17 protein-coding genes are annotated in these 20,761 nt (G+C 68.1%); 12 read left to right on the top strand and 5 right to left on the bottom strand.

Going from position 1 to position 20,761, the window contains the following annotated elements:
* Positions 1-68: 68 nt before the first annotated feature.
* From ACF8ML_RS26290 to acnB, 5 genes are all read left to right on the top strand, one after another.
* Entirely contained in the window at positions 69-1,055 is a 987-nt protein-coding gene (locus tag ACF8ML_RS26290; protein ID WP_012204349.1) for a malate dehydrogenase, read from the top strand.
* A 14-nt stretch (positions 1,056-1,069) separates the two neighbouring features.
* Positions 1,070-1,876, top strand: a complete 807-nt coding sequence (tam, locus tag ACF8ML_RS26285; protein WP_013803434.1) for a trans-aconitate 2-methyltransferase — start codon at positions 1,070-1,072, stop codon at positions 1,874-1,876.
* Complete coding sequence (locus ACF8ML_RS26280) at positions 1,873-2,892, top strand: CoA ester lyase (RefSeq protein WP_012204351.1); 1,020 nt, start codon at positions 1,873-1,875, stop codon at positions 2,890-2,892. Before tam ends, ACF8ML_RS26280 begins: the two co-directional genes overlap by 4 nt.
* A 31-nt stretch (positions 2,893-2,923) precedes the next feature.
* Complete coding sequence (locus tag ACF8ML_RS26275; RefSeq protein WP_016450203.1) at positions 2,924-3,505, top strand: hypothetical protein; 582 nt, start codon at positions 2,924-2,926, stop codon at positions 3,503-3,505.
* Between the two features lie 63 nt (positions 3,506-3,568).
* The gene (gene acnB / locus ACF8ML_RS26270) at positions 3,569-6,160 is read left to right on the top strand and encodes a bifunctional aconitate hydratase 2/2-methylisocitrate dehydratase (protein WP_016450204.1); all 2,592 of its coding nucleotides are present in this window, start codon (positions 3,569-3,571) and stop codon (positions 6,158-6,160) included.
* A 76-nt stretch (positions 6,161-6,236) separates the two neighbouring features.
* Here acnB and ACF8ML_RS26265 read toward each other — a convergent pair whose 3' ends face one another.
* On the bottom strand, positions 6,237-7,055 hold the full coding sequence (locus ACF8ML_RS26265; protein ID WP_392408376.1) for a helix-turn-helix domain-containing protein: 819 nt from the start codon (positions 7,053-7,055) through the stop codon (positions 6,237-6,239).
* Positions 7,056-7,186: 131 nt separating this feature from the next.
* On the opposite strand from ACF8ML_RS26265, the gene ACF8ML_RS26260 reads away from it, so the two are divergent.
* Positions 7,187-7,612, top strand: a complete 426-nt coding sequence (locus ACF8ML_RS26260) for a hypothetical protein (protein ID WP_151019456.1) — start codon at positions 7,187-7,189, stop codon at positions 7,610-7,612.
* A 356-nt stretch (positions 7,613-7,968) separates the two neighbouring features.
* On the opposite strand, the gene ACF8ML_RS26255 is transcribed toward ACF8ML_RS26260, so the two are convergent.
* Positions 7,969-8,241, bottom strand: coding sequence for a hypothetical protein (locus ACF8ML_RS26255; protein ID WP_016450207.1), 273 nt, complete (start codon positions 8,239-8,241; stop codon positions 7,969-7,971).
* 456 nt (positions 8,242-8,697) lie between these two features.
* Between ACF8ML_RS26255 and ACF8ML_RS26250 the strand changes: the two genes are divergently transcribed.
* Positions 8,698-9,117 (top strand): hypothetical protein, encoded by a 420-nt coding sequence (locus ACF8ML_RS26250; RefSeq protein WP_047325743.1) that lies wholly within the window; start codon positions 8,698-8,700, stop codon positions 9,115-9,117.
* A 177-nt stretch (positions 9,118-9,294) separates the two neighbouring features.
* The gene (locus ACF8ML_RS26245) at positions 9,295-12,189 is read left to right on the top strand and encodes an aconitate hydratase (protein WP_392408375.1); all 2,895 of its coding nucleotides are present in this window, start codon (positions 9,295-9,297) and stop codon (positions 12,187-12,189) included.
* A gap of 142 nt (positions 12,190-12,331) precedes the next feature.
* Here ACF8ML_RS26245 and ACF8ML_RS26240 read toward each other — a convergent pair whose 3' ends face one another.
* On the bottom strand, positions 12,332-13,231 hold the full coding sequence (locus ACF8ML_RS26240) for a LysR family transcriptional regulator (protein ID WP_034368145.1): 900 nt from the start codon (positions 13,229-13,231) through the stop codon (positions 12,332-12,334).
* A gap of 136 nt (positions 13,232-13,367) precedes the next feature.
* Here ACF8ML_RS26240 and ACF8ML_RS26235 point away from each other — a divergent pair, with 136 nt between their 5' ends.
* The 3 genes from ACF8ML_RS26235 to ACF8ML_RS26225 all read left to right on the top strand — a co-directional run bounded on the left by ACF8ML_RS26235 (position 13,368) and on the right by ACF8ML_RS26225 (position 17,286).
* A complete protein-coding gene (locus tag ACF8ML_RS26235; protein WP_252653249.1) occupies positions 13,368-15,071 on the top strand; it encodes an acyl-CoA dehydrogenase family protein in 1,704 nt (567 codons plus the stop codon).
* Positions 15,072-15,146: 75 nt separating this feature from the next.
* Positions 15,147-16,151, top strand: a complete 1,005-nt coding sequence (locus ACF8ML_RS26230) for a tripartite tricarboxylate transporter substrate binding protein (RefSeq protein ID WP_016450211.1) — start codon at positions 15,147-15,149, stop codon at positions 16,149-16,151.
* A 13-nt stretch (positions 16,152-16,164) separates the two neighbouring features.
* Positions 16,165-17,286 carry a CaiB/BaiF CoA transferase family protein gene (locus ACF8ML_RS26225; protein ID WP_392408373.1) on the top strand — a complete coding sequence of 374 codons (1,122 nt, stop codon included), beginning with the start codon at positions 16,165-16,167 and terminating at the stop codon, positions 17,284-17,286.
* A 14-nt stretch (positions 17,287-17,300) separates the two neighbouring features.
* Here ACF8ML_RS26225 and ACF8ML_RS26220 read toward each other — a convergent pair whose 3' ends face one another.
* On the bottom strand, positions 17,301-18,956 hold the full coding sequence (locus ACF8ML_RS26220; protein ID WP_392408372.1) for a GDYXXLXY domain-containing protein: 1,656 nt from the start codon (positions 18,954-18,956) through the stop codon (positions 17,301-17,303).
* Entirely contained in the window at positions 18,953-19,924 is a 972-nt protein-coding gene (locus ACF8ML_RS26215; protein WP_034398293.1) for a DUF2157 domain-containing protein, read from the bottom strand. The genes ACF8ML_RS26220 and ACF8ML_RS26215 overlap by 4 nt, the downstream gene beginning before the upstream one ends.
* Before the next feature lie 192 nt (positions 19,925-20,116).
* On the opposite strand from ACF8ML_RS26215, the gene ACF8ML_RS26210 reads away from it, so the two are divergent.
* Positions 20,117-20,692: a hypothetical protein gene (locus ACF8ML_RS26210; RefSeq protein ID WP_392408370.1), complete on the top strand. Its 576-nt coding sequence runs from the start codon at positions 20,117-20,119 to the stop codon at positions 20,690-20,692.
* The last annotated feature ends 69 nt before the right edge of the window (positions 20,693-20,761 follow it).

Below are 20,761 nucleotides of genomic sequence, written 5' to 3'. Positions count from 1 at the left end.
GGTTTCTGACGCTGGTGCGACCTGGCGCCGATAACACCTGATTTTTTCCCCATCCCTGGAGTTTCATCATGAGCAAGAAGCCCGTTCGTGTCGCCGTCACCGGTGCCGCCGGTCAAATTGGTTACGCCCTGCTGTTTCGCATCGCCTCCGGCGAAATGCTGGGTAAGGACCAGCCCGTCATTCTGCAACTGCTGGAGATTCCCGACGAGAAGGCCCAGAACGCGCTCAAGGGCGTGATCATGGAACTCGAAGACTGCGCCTTCCCCCTGCTGGCCGGCATCGAAGCCCACTCCGACCCCCTGCAAGCCTTCAAGGACACCGACTACGCCCTGCTGGTCGGCGCGCGTCCCCGCGGCCCCGGCATGGAACGTGCCGACCTGCTGGCTGCTAACGCACAGATCTTCACGGCCCAGGGCAAGGCGCTGAACGCCGTGGCCTCGCGCAACGTGAAGGTGCTGGTCGTCGGCAACCCCGCCAACACCAACGCCTACATCGCCATGAAGTCGGCTCCGGACCTGCCGGCCAAGAACTTCACCGCCATGCTGCGCCTGGACCACAACCGCGCTGCATCGCAGCTGGCTGCCAAGGCCGGTTTCAAGGTCGGCGACATCCGCAAGCTGACCGTCTGGGGCAACCACTCGCCCACGATGTACGCCGACTACCGCTTCGCCACCGTCAACGGTGAAAGCGTCAAGGCCAAGATCAACGACCAGGCCTGGAACAAGGACGTGTTCCTGCCCACCGTCGGCAAGCGTGGCGCCGCCATCATTGCAGCGCGCGGCCTGTCCTCGGCTGCCTCGGCTGCCAACGCTGCCATCGACCACATGCGCGACTGGGCCCTGGGCTCGGGTGGCGAATGGGTCACCATGGGCGTGCCCTCCAACGGCGAATACGGCATCCCCGCCGGCATCGTCTTCGGCTTCCCGGTCACCACCGAGAACGGCGAGTACAAGATCGTCGAAGGCCTGGAAATCGACGCCTTCTCGCAAGAGTGCATCGACAAGACCCTGGCCGAGCTGCAAGGCGAACAGGACGGCGTCAAGCACCTGCTGTAAGCCGCCGGCAAGCCATGCTCGACTGGAATCCCGCGCTTTACCTGCGTTTCGCCAATGAGCGTACGCGCCCCGCAGCCGAGCTGCTGGCGCGTGTGCCCTTGGCCCAGGCCCGCCATGTGGTGGACCTGGGATGCGGGCCGGGCAATTCCACCGAGCTGCTTGCACAGCGCTATGCCGGTGCCACGATCACCGGCATAGACAACTCCCAGGCGATGCTGGCCACCGCGCGCCAGCATCTGCCTGAGGCCCGCTTCGCGCTGGCCGACATTGCTTCCTGGACGCCCGCCCCCGGCGAGAGCGCTCCCGACCTGATTTATGCCAATGCCTCCCTCCAGTGGGTGGGGGAGCATGAAACGCTGATACCCCGCCTGTTCGCCCAACTGGCGCCAGGGGGCGTGCTGGCGATACAGATGCCCGACAACCGGCAGGAAGCCACGCACCGCGTGATGCGCGAGATTGCCAGCCTGCCCAAGTTTGCCGCCTACATCGGCGATGCCGCCAAGGTGCGGGCCGACATCCTGCCCATCCGCAGCTACTACGACCTGCTGGCCGGACCGCAGGAGCAGGCCGGCGTCGAGGCCGGCGCCGTCGATGTCTGGCACACCGTCTACCAGCATCCCATGGACTCGGCCGGCGCCATCGTCCAGTGGCTGCGCGGCACCGGCCTCAAGCCCTTCGTCGAAGGCCTGCCCGAAGCCCTGCAGGCCGACTTCCTCACCGAATACGAAAACCGCGTGGACGCCGCCTACGGCGTGCGCGCCGACGGCCGGCGCCTGCTGGCCTTCCCCCGCCTGTTCATCGTCGCCCAGCGCAAGCCATGACCGCCGCCACGTCCACACCCTCTCGCGCACACCCGGCCCAGGTGCTGCTCGATGCGCAGGGCGGTGCCCTGCACCTGCCCGTCTGCGACCACTACAGCGGCGTGGAAGTGCGCATGCGCAAGAGCCTGCAGCTGCAGGCCGAGATGATGGCCGAGTTCGGCACCTGCGTGTTCGACGTCACGCTGGACTGCGAGGACGGCGCCCCCGTGGGCCAGGAGGCCGCCCATGCGCGCCTGGTGGCCTCGCTGGCGCGTGATGCCGCGCCCGGCGCCCGCGTGGCTGCGCGCGTGCATGCCGTGGACCACGCCAGCTTCGCGCAGGACCTGGACATCATCGTCGGCGAGGCCGGCGACCGCCTGTGCCACCTCATGCTGCCCAAGGTGGAAAGCGTGGACGACGTGCTGCTGGCCGAGCGGCATCTGGGCCGACTGGGCTGCCGCGAACTGCCGCTGCATGTGCTCATCGAGTCGCCCGCCGCCGTGCACCGCGCCTTCGACATCGCGGCACACCCGCGCGTGCAGAGCATTTCCTTCGGCCTGATGGACTTCGTCTCGGCCCATGGCGGCGCGATTCCCGCCTCGGCCATGGGCTCGGCCGGCCAGTTCGACCATCCGCTGGTCGTGCGTGCCAAGCTGGAGATCGCAGCTGCCTGCCATGCGCACGGCAAGGTGCCTTCGCACTGCGTGGTCACCGAATTCAGGAATCCACAGGCGCTGCAGGCCGCTGCCACACAGGCGTCACGGCGGCTCGGCTATACCCGCATGTGGAGCATCCACCCGGACCAGATCCGCCCCATCCTGGCCGCCTTCGCGCCCCAGGCCGACGAAGTGGCGCAGGCCGCACAAATACTTACCGCCGCCGAGGCCGCCGATTGGGCGCCCGTCAGCGTGGATGGTGTATTACATGACCGGGCGAGCTACCGCTATTTCTGGCAGTTGCTCACACGTGCCCACCAGACCGGCCAGGCGCTGCCCCCGCAGGTGCAGCCCTGGTTTGCATCAGAATCACTTGCTTAGCCCACACCGGGAATTTGCAGGAGCCCAACGTATGAAGACAGCTATCGCCTCCATCCTGATCGCAGCCCCCTTGCTGGCCATGGGCCTGGGCGCCAGCGCCGCCGAACCTGCCAAGAAGGCTCCGGCCAAGGCCGCCGCCAAGCCTGCGGTCAAGAAGGCTCCCGCCAAGAAGGCCACTGCGGCCAAGGCCGCTGCCGGCGCTGCCGCAGTCGGCGGTGCGGCGGCCGTGGCAGCTGCTGCCCAGCAGCCGCTGTCCGCCGAAGACCTGGCCATCTCGGAGCGCGTGCACACCGGCCGCATTCCCTGCGAGCTGGGCGCCTTCGTCAATGTGACGGCCGACCAGTCCAACCCCGGCTACTTCAACATCGACGGCAAGGGCTTCAAGTACCACATGGCGCCCGTCAAGACCTCGACCGGCACCGTGCGCCTGGAAGACAAGCATGCCGGCGCCGTCTGGCTGCAGATCGCCAACAAGTCCATGCTCATGAACCAGAAGGTCGGCCAGCGCCTGGCCGACGAATGCATGAGCCCTGACCAGCTTCAGGTGGCCGAGGCCATCAAGAAGAACCCGCCTCCCAGCCTGCTGGAAGCACCCAAGCCCGCCGGCCAGTAATCCAGGCCCGGACCTGAGCGTCCCGCAAGCAGCCCCACTTTAGAAAACCATGGAGAGAGAATCATGTTGAAAGCCTACCGTGACCACGTGGCCGAACGCGCCGCGCTCGGTATCCCCCCGCTGCCGCTGGATGCCAAGCAGGTTGCCGAACTGATCGAGCTGATCAAGAACCCGCCCGCTGGCGAGGACGCCTTCCTGCTCGACCTGCTCACGCACCGCGTTCCTCCGGGCGTGGACGATGCCGCCAAGGTCAAGGCCAGCTTCCTGGCGGCCGTGGCCCACGGTGACATCCAGGTGGCTCTCATCTCCAAGGCCAAGGCCACCGAGCTGCTGGGCACCATGGTGGGCGGCTACAACGTGCACCCCCTGATCGAGCTGCTGGACGATGCCGAAGTCGCCGGCGTCGCTGCCGACGCGCTGAAGAAGACGCTGCTGATGTTCGACTTCTTCAACGACGTGGCCACCAAGGCCAAGGCCGGCAACGCCAAGGCCCAGGAAGTCATGCAGAGCTGGGCCGACGCCGAGTGGTTCACCTCGCGCCCCGAAGTGGACAAGAAGATCACCGTCACCGTCTTCAAGGTGCCCGGCGAGACCAACACCGACGACCTGTCGCCCGCACCCGATGCCTGGAGCCGTCCGGACATCCCGCTGCACTACCTGGCCATGCTCAAGAACACCCGTCCCGACGCGGCCTTCAAGCCCGAGGAAGACGGCAAGCGCGGCCCGATGCAGTTCATCGACGACCTCAAGAAGAAGGGCCACCTGGTCGCCTACGTGGGCGACGTGGTCGGCACCGGCTCCTCGCGCAAGTCGGCCACCAACTCCATCGTCTGGGCCACGGGCCAGGACATCCCCTTCGTGCCCAACAAGCGCTTCGGCGGCGTGACCCTGGGCGGCAAGATCGCCCCCATCTTCTTCAACACGCAGGAAGACTCCGGCTCGCTGCCCATCGAAGTGGACGTCTCCAAGCTGGAGATGGGCGACGTCATCGACGTGCTGCCCTATGACGGCAAGCTGGTCAAGAACGGCGAGACCGTCGCCGAGTTCCAGCTCAAGAGCGACGTGCTGTTCGACGAAGTGCGCGCCGGCGGCCGCATCAACCTGATCATCGGCCGTTCGCTGACCGCCAAGGCCCGCGAATTCCTGGGCCTGTCTGCCTCCACCGTGTTCCGCCTGCCCCAGGCGCCCGCTGCTTCGAACGCCGGCTTCACGCTGGCCCAGAAGATGGTCGGCCGCGCCGTCGGCCTGCCGGAAGGCCAGGGCGTGCGCCCCGGTACCTACTGCGAGCCGCGCATGACCACCGTGGGTTCGCAGGACACCACCGGCCCCATGACCCGCGACGAGCTCAAGGACCTGGCCTGCCTGGGCTTCTCGGCCGACATGGTCATGCAGTCCTTCTGCCACACGGCCGCCTACCCCAAGCCCGTGGACGTCAAGACCCACCGCGAGCTGCCCGCCTTCATCAGCAACCGCGGCGGCGTGGCCCTGCGTCCCGGTGACGGCGTGATCCACTCCTGGCTCAACCGCCTGCTGCTGCCCGACACCGTGGGCACGGGCGGCGACTCGCACACGCGCTTCCCCATCGGCATCTCCTTCCCCGCAGGTTCCGGCCTGGTGGCCTTCGGCGCCGCCACGGGCGTGATGCCCCTGGACATGCCCGAGTCCGTGCTCGTGCGCTTCAAGGGCGAAATGCAGCCCGGCGTCACCCTGCGTGACCTGGTGCATGCCATTCCCCTGTACGCCATCAAGGCAGGCGCGCTGACCGTGGCCAAGGCCGGCAAGAAGAACATCTTCTCGGGCCGCATCCTGGAAATCGAAGGCCTGCCCGACCTGAAGGTGGAACAGGCCTTCGAGCTGTCCGACGCCTCGGCCGAGCGCTCGGCTGCCGGCTGCACGATCAAGCTCAACCCTGAGCCGATCAAGGAGTACCTGACCTCGAACATCGTTCTGATGAAGAACATGATCGCCGACGGCTACGCCGACGCCAAGACGCTGCAGCGCCGCATCGAGAAGGTCGAAGCCTGGCTGGCCAAGCCCGACCTGCTCGAAGCCGACAAGGACGCCGAATACGCTGCCGTGTTCGAGATCGACCTGGCCGACATCAAGGAACCCATCGTCTGCTGCCCCAACGATCCCGATGACGCCAAGTTCCTGTCCGAAGTGGCCGGCACCAAGATCGATGAAGCCTTCATCGGTTCGTGCATGACCAACATCGGCCACTTCCGCGCAGCAGCCAAGCTGCTGGGCGGCCAGCGCGACATCCCCGTCAAGCTGTGGGTGGCTCCGCCCACCAAGATGGACCAGAACGAGCTGATCAAGGAAGGCCACTACGCTGCCTTCGGCACGGCCGGTGCCCGCACCGAAATGCCGGGCTGCTCGCTGTGCATGGGCAACCAGGCCCAGGTCCGCGAAGGCGCGACGGTGATCTCCACCTCGACCCGCAACTTCCCCAACCGCCTGGGCAAGAACACCAACGTGTTCCTGGGCTCGGCCGAGCTGGCCGCCATCGCATCGCGCCTGGGCAAGCTGCCCACCAAGGAGGAATACCTCAAGGAAATGGGCGTGATCGATGCCGACAAGTCCAGCGTCTACCGCTACATGAACTTCGACCAGATCGAAGAGTACGCGGACGTGGCCAAGGGCGTGAGCGCCTGAGTCCGGCCTGATCCGGCTCCATGAGCAAAGCCCGCTTCGGCGGGCTTTGCTGCTTTCTGGCTCTGTACTTTCCGGTTTACGCAGTCTGCTTCAACCGTCCCAGTACCTCCTGCGTCTGCGCATCCGCCGGAAAGAACGACTCCACGGCCAGCTCCTGCAGTGTCACATCCACCGGCGTGCCGAAGATGGTGATGGTGCTGATGAAGTTCAGCCGGCCATGGTCGGTGTCCAGCGCGAAGGGCACGGCAATGTGGCTGGCAGGTGCTGCGCCATGTGAGTCCGCTTCATTTTCCTTGAACGGGTAGGCGGCAATCTCGTCGTGCAGCGCCTGCAGCTGCGCATCCGACGTGGCGGCAATCTGCTGCTGCAGGCGGTGCAGCAGATGCGCGCGCCAATGGGCTGCATTGGCCAGGCGCGGGCCCAGGCCTTCGGGGTGCAGGCTCAGGCGCAGCACATTGACGGGCGGCTCCAGCAGCCAGGGCGCCACGCCGGCCAGCAGCAGCGGCACGATGGCGTTGGCGGCCACCAGGTTCCAGTGACGGTCCACGGCCAGGGCCGGATTGGGTTCGTGGCCCTTGAGCACCAGGTCCACGGCCTGGCGCGCGGCGGCCAGGTCCGGGTGGTCCAGCGGCCGGGCCTGGTACATGGGCGCGTAGCCTGCGGCCACCAGCAGGGCATTGCGCTCGCGCAGCGGCACGCCCAGGCGCTCCACCAGGCGCAGCACCATCTCGCGGCTGGGCTGGGCGCGGCCGGTTTCCACATAGCTCAGGTGGCGCGTGGAGATCTCGGCCTCCAGTGCCAGGCCCTGCTGGCTCAGGCGGCGGTGCTGGCGCCAGTGGCGCAGATGGTCGCCGAAGGGCGAGCGCGCGGACGGTGGATGGGCGGTGGAGGTCATGGTCCGCATCGTAGCGGCGGGGCCGGCGTGGCGGCCATGACCTGCGAGGTTATCGACCCTGTGCAGCCTGCGGCGGACCATGCAGTCCATGGCATGCACGGTGTGTGCCTGTTGCTCTCAAGGAGTTCGCCATGTCGATGTTCGCTTCCCCCCGTTTCCTGCCCCGCGTGATGTGGGCCGATGCTGCTTCCTGCGCCGCCTCGGGCGCCTTGCAACTGGTGGCGGGGCAGCCGCTGTCGGATGTGACGGGGTTGCCTCTGGCGCTGCTGCAGTCCACAGGCTGGTTTTTGCTGGGCTATGCGCTGCTGGCTGCGTGGATGGCGGCGCGCTCGCCTGTGCCGCGGCGGTTGATCGGGCTGGTGGTTGTGGGGAATTTCGGGTGGGCTGTGGGCTGTGTTGCGCTGTTGGCGTTTGGTGGGTTGGGGTTGTCTGCCTGGGGGGTGGCGTGGGTGTTGGCTCAGGCGGTGGTGGTTGTGGTGTTGGCTGAGTTGCAGTGGACTGGGTTGCGGCGCACGCGGGATGTTGTCGGCGGTGCGCGGTCCGTGGTTGTCGGGTGATGGGACTGTTTCTGCCCCTGCCGGGGGGGTGTTTTTTCGAGGCCGGGTCTCGGCCCGGCAGCCGACCTACCTTTCTTTGATTCGTCACCGGTACGCCGGCCGAAGAAAGGTAGGCCAAAGAAAGACGACCCGAATGCCCGCGACCCCTTCGCTGCGCTGCGGGGCAACCTGCGTCGGGCCGCCTGCGGGGTTCGCCGCAGAACTCACTGCGCGCTGCGCGCTCCGTTCAGACAACTGCGGCGAGTCAGTTGACGAAGCAGTCCTGTCCTGCGGCAGGACTGCAACCCCGCAGGCGGCCCGACGCAGGCGCTGGCATACGGGGGGCTGGTGCGGGCCTTTGCTGCGCTCGGCCGGGTTCAGGGGACTGCGCTGCTTTTGACGTGGTGGGAGCAGCCCACGGCGACGACTTCGCCGCTGGTTTCGCTGGCCAGCATGTCGGCGCTGTTGCGGATGGTGCGCAGGGCGCTGGCGAGCACCTCCAGGCGGTTGCTGGTCTCGGGCGTTTCCAGCCACAGCAGGGCCATGCGGGAGAGTGCCGAGATCTCGGCACAGCCTTGCTGCACCAGGCGGTCCACCTCGGTCACGACCTGGGTGAAATGCTCGGCGCTTGGTGGGGGTCTGGGGGTCATGGCTCGGCTCTCCGTGCAAGGTTGAGAGAGGCCGTGGAAAGGCAAACGTTGCGCATGCTTCCGTGCTCCTAGTCGAGGCTTGAGACCACCGTGTTGCGTTTTCAAGCGCAGGCAGGTGGGCGGGATGTTGAAAACACGAGACTAGTCGTGCGGGCAGCCTTGCGGTGAGCCCCATCCCGCCCGAAATCGCACAGACGTGGGCAAGCGCCCACGAATACAGGATTCAGACGTGACAAAGCCTCGCTGACGGGGAGGCTGCACCGCTAGTCTTGGAAAAGGTGTTTTCAAGCACCGGCCCCGTGACAGGGGGCTGGTGCGGATTGTGGCATAGCGACTGGAGTTGCTCCAGCGGGGCTGGCATGACCTGGCAGGTCATGGACTCGGGGGGCGGTGGCGGCGGAGCATCGGCGGGGCCGGCTTGCGAGGTGCATGCCCGGCGATCCACAAGGAGTGCTGATGCCGATGTTTTCCCATGCCCGTTTCCTGCCCCGCACCCTGTGGGCCGACGCCATCTGCTGCGCCGCCGCGGGTGCGGTGCAACTGGCCTTTGCGCAGCCGCTGGCCGTTGTCACGGGGTTGCCGCAGGCGCTGCTGCTGGGCACGGGGTGCTTCTTGCTGGCCTGGGCCTGCGTGGCTGGCTGGGGCGCGTGCCGCATGCCGCGCAGCCGGGGGCTGGTGGCCATTGCCGTGTTCGGCAACTTCGGCTGGGCCCTGGCCTGCGGGGTTGTGCTGTACAGCGGCGTGCTGGAGCCTGCGCCCGCAGGCTGGGCATGGGTGCTGGGCCAGGCGGCCATCGGCGTGGCGCTGGGCGATCTGCAGTGCGCGGGGTTGTGGCGCAGCAGGGCTTCGCTGGCCGGTTCGATGACAGCCCCGTGAAAGCCTGCCGCTTTTTCCGCGCGGACAGCGTTGTCCGCGTGTGACTATCGCCAATGGACCACAGCATCCGCGGGCACTTCTGGGCACAATGGAAATCAGAGTCTTGGTACATGCCCAGCAGCCCGGAAAAAGGCGGCGCGCATGTGCCTTCCCAGAGTTTCATCCAGGAGTCTCACGATGCGCCACGAATATGAAAACACCCTCAAGACCTTTGCTGCGGCGGGGGGCAAGAAGGGCAAGTTCTTCTCCCTGCCTGAGCTGGCAAGGCAATATCCACAGGTCCGGCGATTGCCCGTGTCGCTGCGCATCGTGCTGGAGTCCGTGCTGCGCAACTGCGATGGCAACAAGGTGACGCGCGAGCATGTGGAGCAGCTGGCGAACTGGAAGCCCCAGGCCGAGCGCGTGGACGAGATCCCCTTCGTGGTATCGCGCGTGGTGCTGCAGGACTTCACGGGCGTGCCGCTGCTGGCCGACCTGGCCGCCATGCGCAGCACTGCCGCCAGGCTGGGCAAGAAGCCCAAGTCCATCGAGCCGCTGGTGCCCGTGGACCTGGTGGTGGACCACTCCATCATGGTGGACTACTTCGGCACCAAGAAGGCGCTGGACCTGAACATGAAGCTGGAGTTCCAGCGCAACAAGGAGCGCTACCAGTTCATGAAGTGGGGCATGCAGGCCTTCGACACCTTCGGCGTGGTGCCGCCGGGCTTCGGCATCGTCCACCAGGTGAATCTGGAGTACCTGGCGCGCGGCGTGCACAAGACCAAGGACGGCGTGCACTACCCCGACACCCTGGTGGGCACGGACAGCCACACGACCATGATCAACGGCATCGGCGTGGTGGGCTGGGGCGTGGGCGGCATCGAGGCCGAGGCCGCCATGCTGGGCCAGCCCGTGTACTTCCTCACGCCCGATGTGGTGGGCTTCGAGCTGTCGGGCCAGCTGCGCGAGGGCGTGACGGCCACCGACCTGGTGCTGTCGGTGACCGAGATCCTGCGCCGCGAGAAGGTGGTGGGCAAGTTCGTGGAGTTCTTCGGCGAAGGCACGCGCACCCTGGCGCTGCCCGACCGCGCCACCATCGGCAACATGGCGCCCGAGTACGGCGCCACCATGGGCTTTTTCCCCGTCGATGAAAAGACCATCGACTACTTCAGGGGCACGGGCCGCAGCAAGGCCGAGATCGAGGCCTTCGAGGGCTATTTCCGCGCGCAGGAACTGTTCGGCGTGCCGGCCGCCGGCGAGATCGACTACTCGCATGTGGTGCGCCTGGACCTGGGCACGGTGGCGCCCAGCCTGGCCGGACCCAAGCGCCCGCAGGACCGCATCGAGCTGGGCAATGTGTCGTCCAAGTTCGATGAGCTGTTCAGTGCCCCTGCGGCGCACAACGGGTTCAACCAGCCGATCGAACGGCTGGGCCGGAGCTTTCCCGTAGGCGGTGGCGGCGAGGGCGAGGTGGCGCCCGAGACGCCGGCCCATCCGCCCGGCGCGCAGCGCTCGCTGGCCGAGATGGAGGCCAACAAGCCCAAGCTGGAGGCCGCCCACAGCGAGGCGCCGGTCGATGCCCCCACGCCGCCCAAGCGCCTGAGCATCGCCAACGGCGACGTGCTGATTGCCGCCATCACCAGCTGCACCAACACCTCCAACCCCAGCGTGATGCTGGCCGCCGGCCTGCTGGCCAAGAAGGCGGTGAAGGCCGGGCTCACGGTGCAGCCGCACATCAAGACCTCTCTGGCGCCGGGCTCGCGCGTGGTGACCGAGTATTTGACCGAAGCCGGCCTGTTGCCCTACCTGGAAAAGCTGGGCTTTGCGCTGGCCGGCTACGGCTGCACCACCTGCATCGGCAACGCGGGCGACCTCACGCCGGAGCTCAACGAGGCCATCACCAGCAACGACCTGGTCTGCGCGGCCGTGCTGTCGGGCAACCGCAACTTCGAGGCGCGCATCCACCCCAACATCAAGGCCAACTTCCTGGCCAGCCCGCCCCTTGTCGTGGCCTATGCCATTGCCGGCACGGTGCGCCGCGACCTGATGACCGAGCCCGTGGGCCAGGGCAAGAACGGCCGTGACATCTACCTGGGCGACATCTGGCCGACCAGCGAAGAGATCCACGCGCTGATGAAGTACGCCATGAACGGCAAGGCCTTCCGCGAGAACTACGAGAAGGTGCGCTCCGAGCCCGGCAAGCTCTGGGAAAAGATCCACGGCGTGACGGGCGCCACCTATACCTGGCCCGAGAGCACCTACATTGCCGAGCCGCCGTTCTTCGATGATTTCCGGCTCCAGCTGGACGCGCCTGCTGCCGGTGCCGCCGGTGCTGCCGGCGCCGAAGGCTCCAACCCCTACGTGGTGCACGGCGCGCGCGTGATGGCGCTGTTCGGCGACTCCATCACCACCGACCACATCTCGCCGGCCGGCTCCATCAAGGAAAGCTCGCCCGCAGGCCAGTGGCTGCTGGCCCACGGCGTGCAAAAGGCCGACTTCAACAGCTACGGCTCGCGGCGCGGCAACCATGAGGTGATGATGCGCGGCACCTTTGCCAACGTGCGCATCAAGAACCTGATGATTCCCGCGCAGCCCGATGGCTCGCGCGAGGAGGGCGGCCTGACGCTGTACCGCGACGGCACGGGCCAGGTCACCAAGATGCCCATCTACGACGCGGCCATGAAGTACCAGGCCGAAGGCCGTGCCACCGTGATCTTCGCGGGCGAGGAATACGGCACGGGATCGAGCCGCGACTGGGCCGCCAAGGGCACGCAGCTGCTGGGCATCAAGGCCGTGGTGGCGCGCAGCTTCGAGCGCATCCACCGCTCCAACCTGGTGGGCATGGGCGTGCTGCCGCTGCAGTTCCTGGGCACGGACAGCTGGCAGACCCTGGGCCTGACGGGCGAGGAGTTCGTGGAAGTGATTCCCGCCGCCGACCTGGCACCGCAAAGCGAGGCCCAGCTGGTGATCACGCGTGCCGACGGCAGCAAGCAGACCGTGGTGGTCAAGCTGCGCATCGACACGCCCATCGAGGTGGACTATTACAAGCACGGCGGCATCCTGCCGTACGTTCTCAGGCAGCTCCTGGAATGAAGTTGGAAACCCCCTGAGCCGCTATGCGGCTTCCCCCTGCAAGGGGGACGACATCCTGGCAGCGGGGCGGCCCTTGCTCGGTGTCCCTCGCTTCTGGGTCACGCCAGTTTTGGACAGAGTGAACTGAGCAAGGGTGTGGCGTTTATGGCTGCTGCCCCAGCCTGCCCACGCTGTCGCGCAGATGGGCCAGCAGCGATTCGACCAGGGGCTGCACATGGCCCGGGTGCCACATGGCCTGCATCTGCGACTGCGGGTGCCGGCCCTGGATGGGCACGAAGGCCAGCCCCGGAAAGCCCACGCGCTGCAGGCAGGCCGGCACCAGGGACACGCCCTGACGCAACGAAACCATGGACAGCACGGACAGCCAGTGCCTTACCTCATGGTGCAGGTCGGGCGTGAAGCCTTCGCTCTGGCAGATCTGCCATATCTGCTGGTGGTAGTCGGGCGAGACTTGGCGAGAGAACAGCACCATGCGCTCGCCCGCCAGCTGGCGCACCTGCAGCTTGCGCAGTCCGGCCAGCGCGTGGCTGTCCGGCAGGCAGGCCATGAACGGCTCGCTCACCAGGGTGTGTGATTGCAGGCCTGGTGCGGGGCGCGTGGCGTGCAGCAGGCCCAGGTCCAGGCGTTCCTGCTGCAGGCCGGCGATCTGCTCTGCGCTGTTGAGCTCCAGCATGTCGATGCGCACCAGCGGGTGCCGGGCGCGAAAGCTCTCCAGCGCCTCGGGCAGCCCGCGGTAGATGGCCGAACCCACAAAGCCCAGCCGGATGCGGCCCTGCACGCCGTCGGCGATGGCGCGCATGTCCTGGCGCACGCGCTGGGCCTGTTCCATGATGTCCTGGGCCTGCACGCGCAGGTGCTTGCCGGCGGCCGTGAGCCGCACCTCCTTGCTGGTGCGCTCGAACAGCTGGGCGCCCAACTCCTCCTCCAGCTGGCGGATGGCCACGCTCAGCGGCGGCTGGGAGATGGACAGGCGCTGGGCTGCACGGCTGAAGTGCAGCTCCTCGGCCAGCACCAGAAAGTACCTCAGTTGTCTCAGCTCCATGGCGTTCTATCCGGTTTGGCTATTGATCAATACGTTATCGATATTTGACTCGAATAGGACTGTTTCCAAGAATGGGGGCATCCCCAAGACCCGGAGCCCATGCTCCCGGGCCCGGTTCCCGCACAGGAGACAGACCATGAACCCCGAACCGCAGGCGCTGGCCGCCATGCAGTCTTCCCCCGCCCAGGCTTTCCAGGCCGTGCCCGACCGCCACGGCAGCAACCTGTACACCACCGATTCGCAGTTGCAGCCCCTGCTGGCGCTGTACCTGCCGCCCGAGGTGAACGCGCATCTGCAGCCCTATCTGGAGCGCATGGGCGCGCTGGCCGGCCGCGAGATCGATGAATGGGCGCTGACCGCCGACCGCAACCCGCCCGAGCTGGAGCACCGCGATCGCACGGGGCGCGATGCGCAGCGCATCGTCAAGCACCCGGCCTATGTGGAGATGGAGCGCATTGCCTATGGCGAGTTCGGCCTGGCCGTCATGTCGCACCGCACGGGCGTGCTGGGCTGGGATGGCAAGCTGCCGCCGCTGGCCAAGTACGCGCTGACCTATCTGTTCGTACAGGCCGAGTTCGGCCTGTGCTGCCCGCTGTCCATGACGGACTCGCTGGCGCGCACGCTGCGCAAGTACGGCGAGCCGGCCCTGGTCGAGAAGTACTGGCCGCGCATGACGCAGTTGCGCTTCGAGGACCAGGCCCAGGGCGCCATGTTCATGACCGAGCAGGCGGCCGGCTCGGACATCTCCAACACCCAGACGCTGGCCCGCCCGGCCGCCGACGGCAGCTGGCGCCTGTCGGGCGACAAGTGGTTCTGCTCCAACCCCGATGCCGACTTCGCCATGGTGCTGGCGCGCGTGGAAGGCGCGCCGGCGGGCATGAAGGGCATCTCGCTGTTCCTGCTGCCGCGCCGGCTGGACGATGGCTCGGCCAACCACTACCGCATCGTGCGCCTCAAGCACAAGCTGGGCACGCGCTCCATGGCCAGCGGCGAGATCGTGCTCGACGGCGCCGTCGCCTACCTGGTGGGCGAGCAGGGCCGGGGCTTCGTGCAGATGGCCGACATGGTCAACAACTCGCGCCTGTCCAACGGCGTGCGCTCGGCCGGGCTGATGCGCCGTGCCGTGGCCGAGGCCGAGTACGTGGCGCGCGAGCGCCGCGCCTTCGGCAAGGCCCTGCAGGACATGCCGCTGATGCAGCGCCAGCTCGACAAGCTGCGCATCTACTCCGAGCAGGCCCGCACCATGGTGCTGCAGACGGCCCAGGCGCTGCAGCGTTCGGACGCAGGCGAAGACGGCGCCTACGCGCTGCTGCGCATCCTCACGCCCATGATCAAGTTCCGCGCCTGCCGCGACGCGCGCAAGGTCACGGGCGACGCCATGGAAGTGCGCGGCGGATGCGGCTACATCGAGGAGTGGAGCGATCCGCGCCTGGTGCGCGACTCCCACCTCGGATCGATCTGGGAAGGCACCAGCAACATCGTGGCGCTGGACGTGATCCGCGCCATCAAGCGCGAAGGCTCGCTGCCCGTGCTGCGCGACCACGCGGCCCAGCTGCTGGCCCAGACCGAGGCGGCCACGGAATTCAAGGCCGCGCTGTCGGCCAGCATGGACAAGGCTGCGGCCCTGGCCCTGCGCGCGGCCGAGGAGGGCGGTGACCGCCTGGCGCGCGCCGCCGCCTCGGGCCTGTACCACTGCTTCACGGCCACGGCCATGGCCTGGGAGGCCTCGTGCACCGGCAGCGCCGAGCGCATGCGCTGGGCCCAGCTGGTGCTGCTGCACCGCGTGCTGCCGCGCGACCCGCTGGCGGCAGGCGACCTGCCCGAAGGCTGGACACGCTGAGCCCATCGACCGCACCGACCCAGAACACACATCCCGTCCACAGGGATGACCACACAAGTACCGGAGACAAACACCATGCCTTGCACTGACCCGAAGCCGTCCTTCCAGAAACGCCGATTCCTGTGCGCCTGTGCGCTCGCCGCCACCGCCGCGCTGCCGGCCGCCGCACTGGCCGAGCGCTTTCCCGAGCGGCCCATCAGCTTCGTCGTTCCCTTCCCGCCCGGCGGGCCCACGGACGCCATGGCACGCGTGCTGGCCACGGCGCTGACCGAGACGCTGGGCCAGAGCGTGATCGTGGAGAACAAGGCCGGTGCGGGCGGCAACATCGGCGCCGACTTCGTGGCCCGCGCCAGGCCGGACGGCTACACCATCATGTTCGGCACCTCGGGGCCGCTGGCCATCAACAAGCACCTGTACCGCAAGATCAACTACGACCCGCAGACCAGCTTCGCGCCCATCATCCGCGTGGGCCACCTGCCCAATGTGCTGGTGGTCAACCCGGCGACCAAGGCCACCACCGTGCAGGAGCTGATTGCCCAGGACAAGGCCAAGCCGGGCAGCCTGGACTATGCGTCCTCGGGCAACGGCGCCTCCTCGCACCTGGCGGGCGTGCTGTTCAACAAGATGGCCGGCACCTCGCTGCAGCACATCCCGTACAAGGGCACGGGCCCGGCGCTCAACGACCTGCTGGCGGGGCAGGTGAACATGACCTTCACCGACATCCTCACCGCCATGCCCTACATCAAGGCCGGCAAGTTCAAGGCCATTGGCGTGGCCACGGAAAAGCGCTCCCAGGCCATGCCCGACATCCCCACCATCGCCGAGCAGGGCCTGCCCGGCTACGACGTGAGCGTGTTCTTCGGCGTGGTGGCACCGGCCGGCACGCCGGCCGACCGCATCGAGACGCTGAACGCGGCCTTCCGCAAGGCCCTGGGCAGCGAGCGCATCCGCAAGACCTTTGCCGACCAGGGGCTGGAGCCGGCATCGGATCTGTCGCCAGCGGGGCTGTCGACCTTCATCGCGCAGGAGGTGACCAAGTGGAAGGCCGTGGTCGATGCCTCCGGCGCGAAGCTCGACTGACGAGAGTATCCCCATGAACACAAATCAACGGGCGGGAGCGCTCCAGGGCATCCGTGTCCTCGACCTCTCCCGCATTCTTGGTGGCCCGCTGTGCGGCCAGATCCTGGGCGACCACGGCGCCGACGTGCTCAAGGTGGAGCCGCCGCAGGGCGACGATACGCGCGCCTGGGGGCCGCCGTTCCAGGACGGTGTGTCCTCCTACTACCGGGGCCTGAACCGCAACAAGCGGCTGCAGTTCCTGGACCTGTCCCTGCCCGAAGGCCAGCAGGCCGTGGTGGCGCTGATGGAGCAGGCCGACGTGGTGGTGGAGAACTTCAAGATCGGCACCATGGAGAAATGGGGCATTGGCTGGGAGCAGCTGCGCGAGCGCTTTCCGCGCCTCATCTGGTGCCGCGTCAGCGGCTTCGGCGCCGATGGCCCGCTGGGTGCCTGGCCCGGCTATGACGCGGCCATCCAGGCCATGACGGGGCTGATGAGCGTCAACGGCGAGGCCGGCGGCGATCCGCTGCGCGTGGGCCTGCCGGTGGTGGACATGGTCACGGGCATGAACGGCGTCATCGGCGTGCTGCTGGCGCTGCAGGAGCGCCAGCGCAGCGGCCTGGGCCAGCTGGTCGATGTCTCGCTGTACGACAGCGGCATCTCGCTGCTGCACCCGCATGCGGGCAACTGGTTCATGAGCGGCAGGACGCCAGGGCGCTCGGGCAACGCCCATCCCAACATCTATCCCTACGACAGCTTTGCCACGCGCACCACGCCGGTCTTCCTGGCCGTGGGCAACGACCGCCAGTTCCGCCTGCTGTGCGAGCACCTGGGATGCCCGCAACTGGTGGCCGACGAGCGCTTTGCCACGGCCGGCCAGCGCTCGCACCACCGCGATGCGCTCAAGCCGCTGCTGGAGCAGGCCCTGCAGTCCTGCGACGGCCCCGCCCTGGCCGATGCGCTGATGGCCATCGGCGTGCCCGCCGCACCCGTACTGGGCGTGGACGCGGCGCTCAACCACCCGCATACCCTGCACCGCGAGATGGTGGTGGAGATGGAGGGCGGCTACCGGGGCCTGGGCGCGCCCGTCAAGCTCAGCCGCACGCCGGCCAGCTACCGGCATGCGCCGCTGGCCGAGGGCGACCGCTTCGAGTGAGTTGCCTGGTGCGCTCAGGGCACGATGGGGCGCAGTTGTGCATCGGCCATGCCCACCAGCAGCGCACGCCCGTCGGGCTCCACGCGGAACTCGCCGTAGCGGGCCTGCTCCCAGCGCTGGCCATCGCCTTCGCGGAAGTACCAGGCATCGGTCACCAGCGTCCACCGGCCGCCGCGCGGGGTGAGTTCAAAGCGCTGCTCGCCGGGCGCCAGCGGCTCGCTGGCCGTGCCGGTGCGCAGCCACTGCACCACGCCCTGCTCATCGAGCTTGCCGATGGCGTAGAGGCGTCCGCTGCGCAGGTTCTCTTTCTCCACGTCCCTGTCCTCGGAAGGCAGGCGGAAGTTCAGGCGCATGTAGTCGCCCTGCATCAGGGAGCGCGGGTCCACCGGCGCCAATTCCACGAACACCTTGCGGCCCTGGGCGATGGTGCGCTCCTTCTGCGCAATGCCGATATTGGCCACCGCCAGCGTGCAGGCCGCCGTCAGCACCACCAGCCACGGCGCCCAGCGCTGCAGGGGCGCGGCGCCCGATGCGGCGGCGGTCTCCGCGCTGCCTGGCAGGGATGCGGCGCGCGGCCCTGCCCAGGCCAGCAGGCCCAGCAAGGCGCCGCAGCCGGCCAGCACCATGGCCTTCGTCGCCAATGGCCAGGCCAACTGGTAGTAGAAGCTGCCCACGATCCAGGCCGCAGCCAGGGCGGCCGCTGCGGCCTGCCGCCAGCGGCCGCTGGTGCCGGTCACCGCCAGCGCCAGCAGGCAGGCGCCCAGCCAGGGCAGGAAGGCACTCAGCACGGCCAGCACCACGGCAGCCACGGCGGCGCGCGGCTGCCGCAGCGTGGGCCATGCGCGCTGGGCGAACCAGGCGGCTGCCAGGGCCAGCACGGCCGAGCCGGCCTGCGTCAGAACGCCCATGGAGATGTTCGGGGCGGCTTCCTGCGCCAGCTCGCCCGCCAGGCCGCCGCCCAGCACGCCGGCCACCATGAAGCTCCTGCCGGACAGAAAGGCCAGGCCAGCCAGCACCGCCAGCAGCCAGCCCGTGGCAAAGGGCTCCAGCGCCGCCGCCATGCGGGTCTGTGCCGCAGACTGCCCCAGCGCGCGCCACTGGGCTGCCAGCAGCAGCATCCAGAGCAGCAGTGCCGCATGCACGATGACCCAGGTCGGCAGGCCTGCGTACAGGGTGGATGGATCGTTGTCCGGCCAGAGCATGGTGCAAAACAGCAGCGCGCAGGCGGCGCCCAGCAGCACGCGCAGCCAGGGCCTTGCAATGGCGGCCGTGCAGGCCAGCGCAATGGCCAGGCCTATCGCGGCCGCAGCCTGCCCCGACAGGTCGCGCGCCAGGCCAAAGCCCAGCAGGCCGGCGCCGGTCAGCATGGCAGGCAGGGCCAGCTGCTCCAGGAAGACGGGCAGCTCCTCGGCGCGCAGCACGGCCACGGCTGCGGCCAGCATCATGGCGCCGATCACATAGGTGCCGGCGCCGCGCTCTATCCAGTCGGACAGGGCAAACGCAAACAGAATCAGCAAGGGCAGAAGGGCCAGCCAGGCGCCCAGCGCCGTGAGCAGCACCACCGCCCAATGGCGGTCGTTGGCGGCAGGGCGGCGGTCCTGCAAGGCGGCAGGCGGCAGGATGCCCTGGTCCACGGCCTGGCGCAGCAGGGTGTCGTGCTCGTGGCTCATTGAAGGCCTCCTTCCGCGTTGCGGGACATTCGAAGCACCAGGCTGACCGTGGCCGCCAGCAGGCACGCTGCGCCCAGGCCGACGAGCAGCAGCATGCCCGTGAAGTCCGCCCCCAGTTTCTCCAGCAGCAGGTAGACCAGGCCGCACACCAGCAGCACGTTCAGGCCCAGCGCCGCACCACTGAGCAAAAAGATATCGAAATGCCTGCGCAGGCCCGCCAGCGCCGCCGCGCCTGCCAGCAGCACCAGCCCCAGCGGGTACTGCGGCGCCACCGTGCTGTGGAACAGCCCGCTGATGGCGGTGGAGGTGATCATCGCCAGCGCCAGCGCGCCCGCACCGCGCAAGGCCCACAGCCCCGCGCCCGTGAAGCGCCGCAGGGCCGGTGCCATGACCGCGGTGACGGCAAGGGCGGCGCCCAGGGCCACGGCATGCACGCCCAGGTCGCGCGACTCCACCTCCCAGAACTGCGGCGTATGGGCCTGCGCCCATAGCGCAATGCCCGTCATGGCAACCACCACCCAGGGCACCCAGACGCCATCGCTGCGCGCCGCCAGGGCCAGCGGCAGGGTCAGCGCTGCCCACAGCGCAAACAGCTGCCAGGGGTCCGCTCCCGTCTGGTAGGTCTGCCCGAAAAAGGCGAACAGCGCACCCGTGCCCAGCAGCGCCAGCACGGACAGCGGCACGCGCGCCGCCGCGCGCCATGCCGCGCCAAGACACATCACGAGCACGAAGCCCTGCAGCAGGGCAAAGCGCTGCATGCGGCCCATGCTCTCCCAATTGGCGGCAATCCACAGCACGATGCCCAGCCCGCCCAGCGCCGCGCCCAGCAAGGCCACCACGGGCCACAGGCGGGTTCTGAGGGCGGCCGGCTCCTGCTCGAATCCCGCCAGTGCAAACAGCTGCACGGCGGCCTTGCGGTCCAGGCCATGCTGGCGGACAAGGTCATGCAATAGGGGGCGCAGGTTCATGGTGTGGATGTTCCTTGGCTTGAAGATGCGGATGCCCGACTTTGCCAGAACCTGTCCGGGATGGATTGCAACGCGGCAGCCCGGTGCCGGTGCAACCTGCTATCTTCCTCCCACTCTCCGGAACACTGCCGCCATGCATCCTGCGCTTGCCCCTTTTTGCCGACCTCGCATGTACCCCGCCAAGCCGCTGGCATGCCCTCTGAACGCAACGGCGTTGCTGGCGCCATGAAGCGCGGCGCCGACCTCGACGATTTCGACGACCCGGTTGAATGGACGCCGGTCACACGCCCTGCCGCCATCGCGCTGACGGCTTTCGGCGCCTGGATCATCTGGGGCCACTTCTTCAGCGAGGACCGCTGGCTGATGCTGCTGGACAACGCCAACCTCGCGCTGCACGAGGCCGGGCACCCGCTGGTGGCCCTGTTCTCGCAGCATCTCTCGGTCTACGGCGGCACGCTGTTCCAGTTGCTGTTCCCCGTCCTGTTCATGCGCCATTTCCGCAGGCAGGGCCAGCGCACGGGCTGGATCGCCTCGCTGATGTGGCTGGGCGAGAACCTGATGAACGTGGCCCGCTACATGAAGGACGCGCGCGCCCAGGTCCTGCCGCTGGTGGGCGGCGGCGACCATGACTGGACGGAGATCTTCAGCCGCTGGGGCGTGCTACAGGCCGATGTGCGCATCGGCACGCTGACATCGCTGCTGGGGCTGTGCCTGGTGGCGTGGGGGTTGCGGCTGGCGGTGCCGCGTCTTCGTGCTCCCCAGGCCTGAAGCTCCATCTGATACGGTCGAATTCACCGCATCTGCTGCTACCCGCGGAGCAGGGCGCTGGGCATAGTC

This window comes from Delftia sp. WSY_10 (assembly GCF_043104705.1).
In the GTDB taxonomy this organism is placed as follows: domain Bacteria; phylum Pseudomonadota; class Gammaproteobacteria; order Burkholderiales; family Burkholderiaceae_C; genus Comamonas; species Comamonas tsuruhatensis.
The sequence above is the reverse complement of the archived record's forward strand: the minus strand, read 5'-3'. Positions and strand labels throughout refer to the sequence as shown.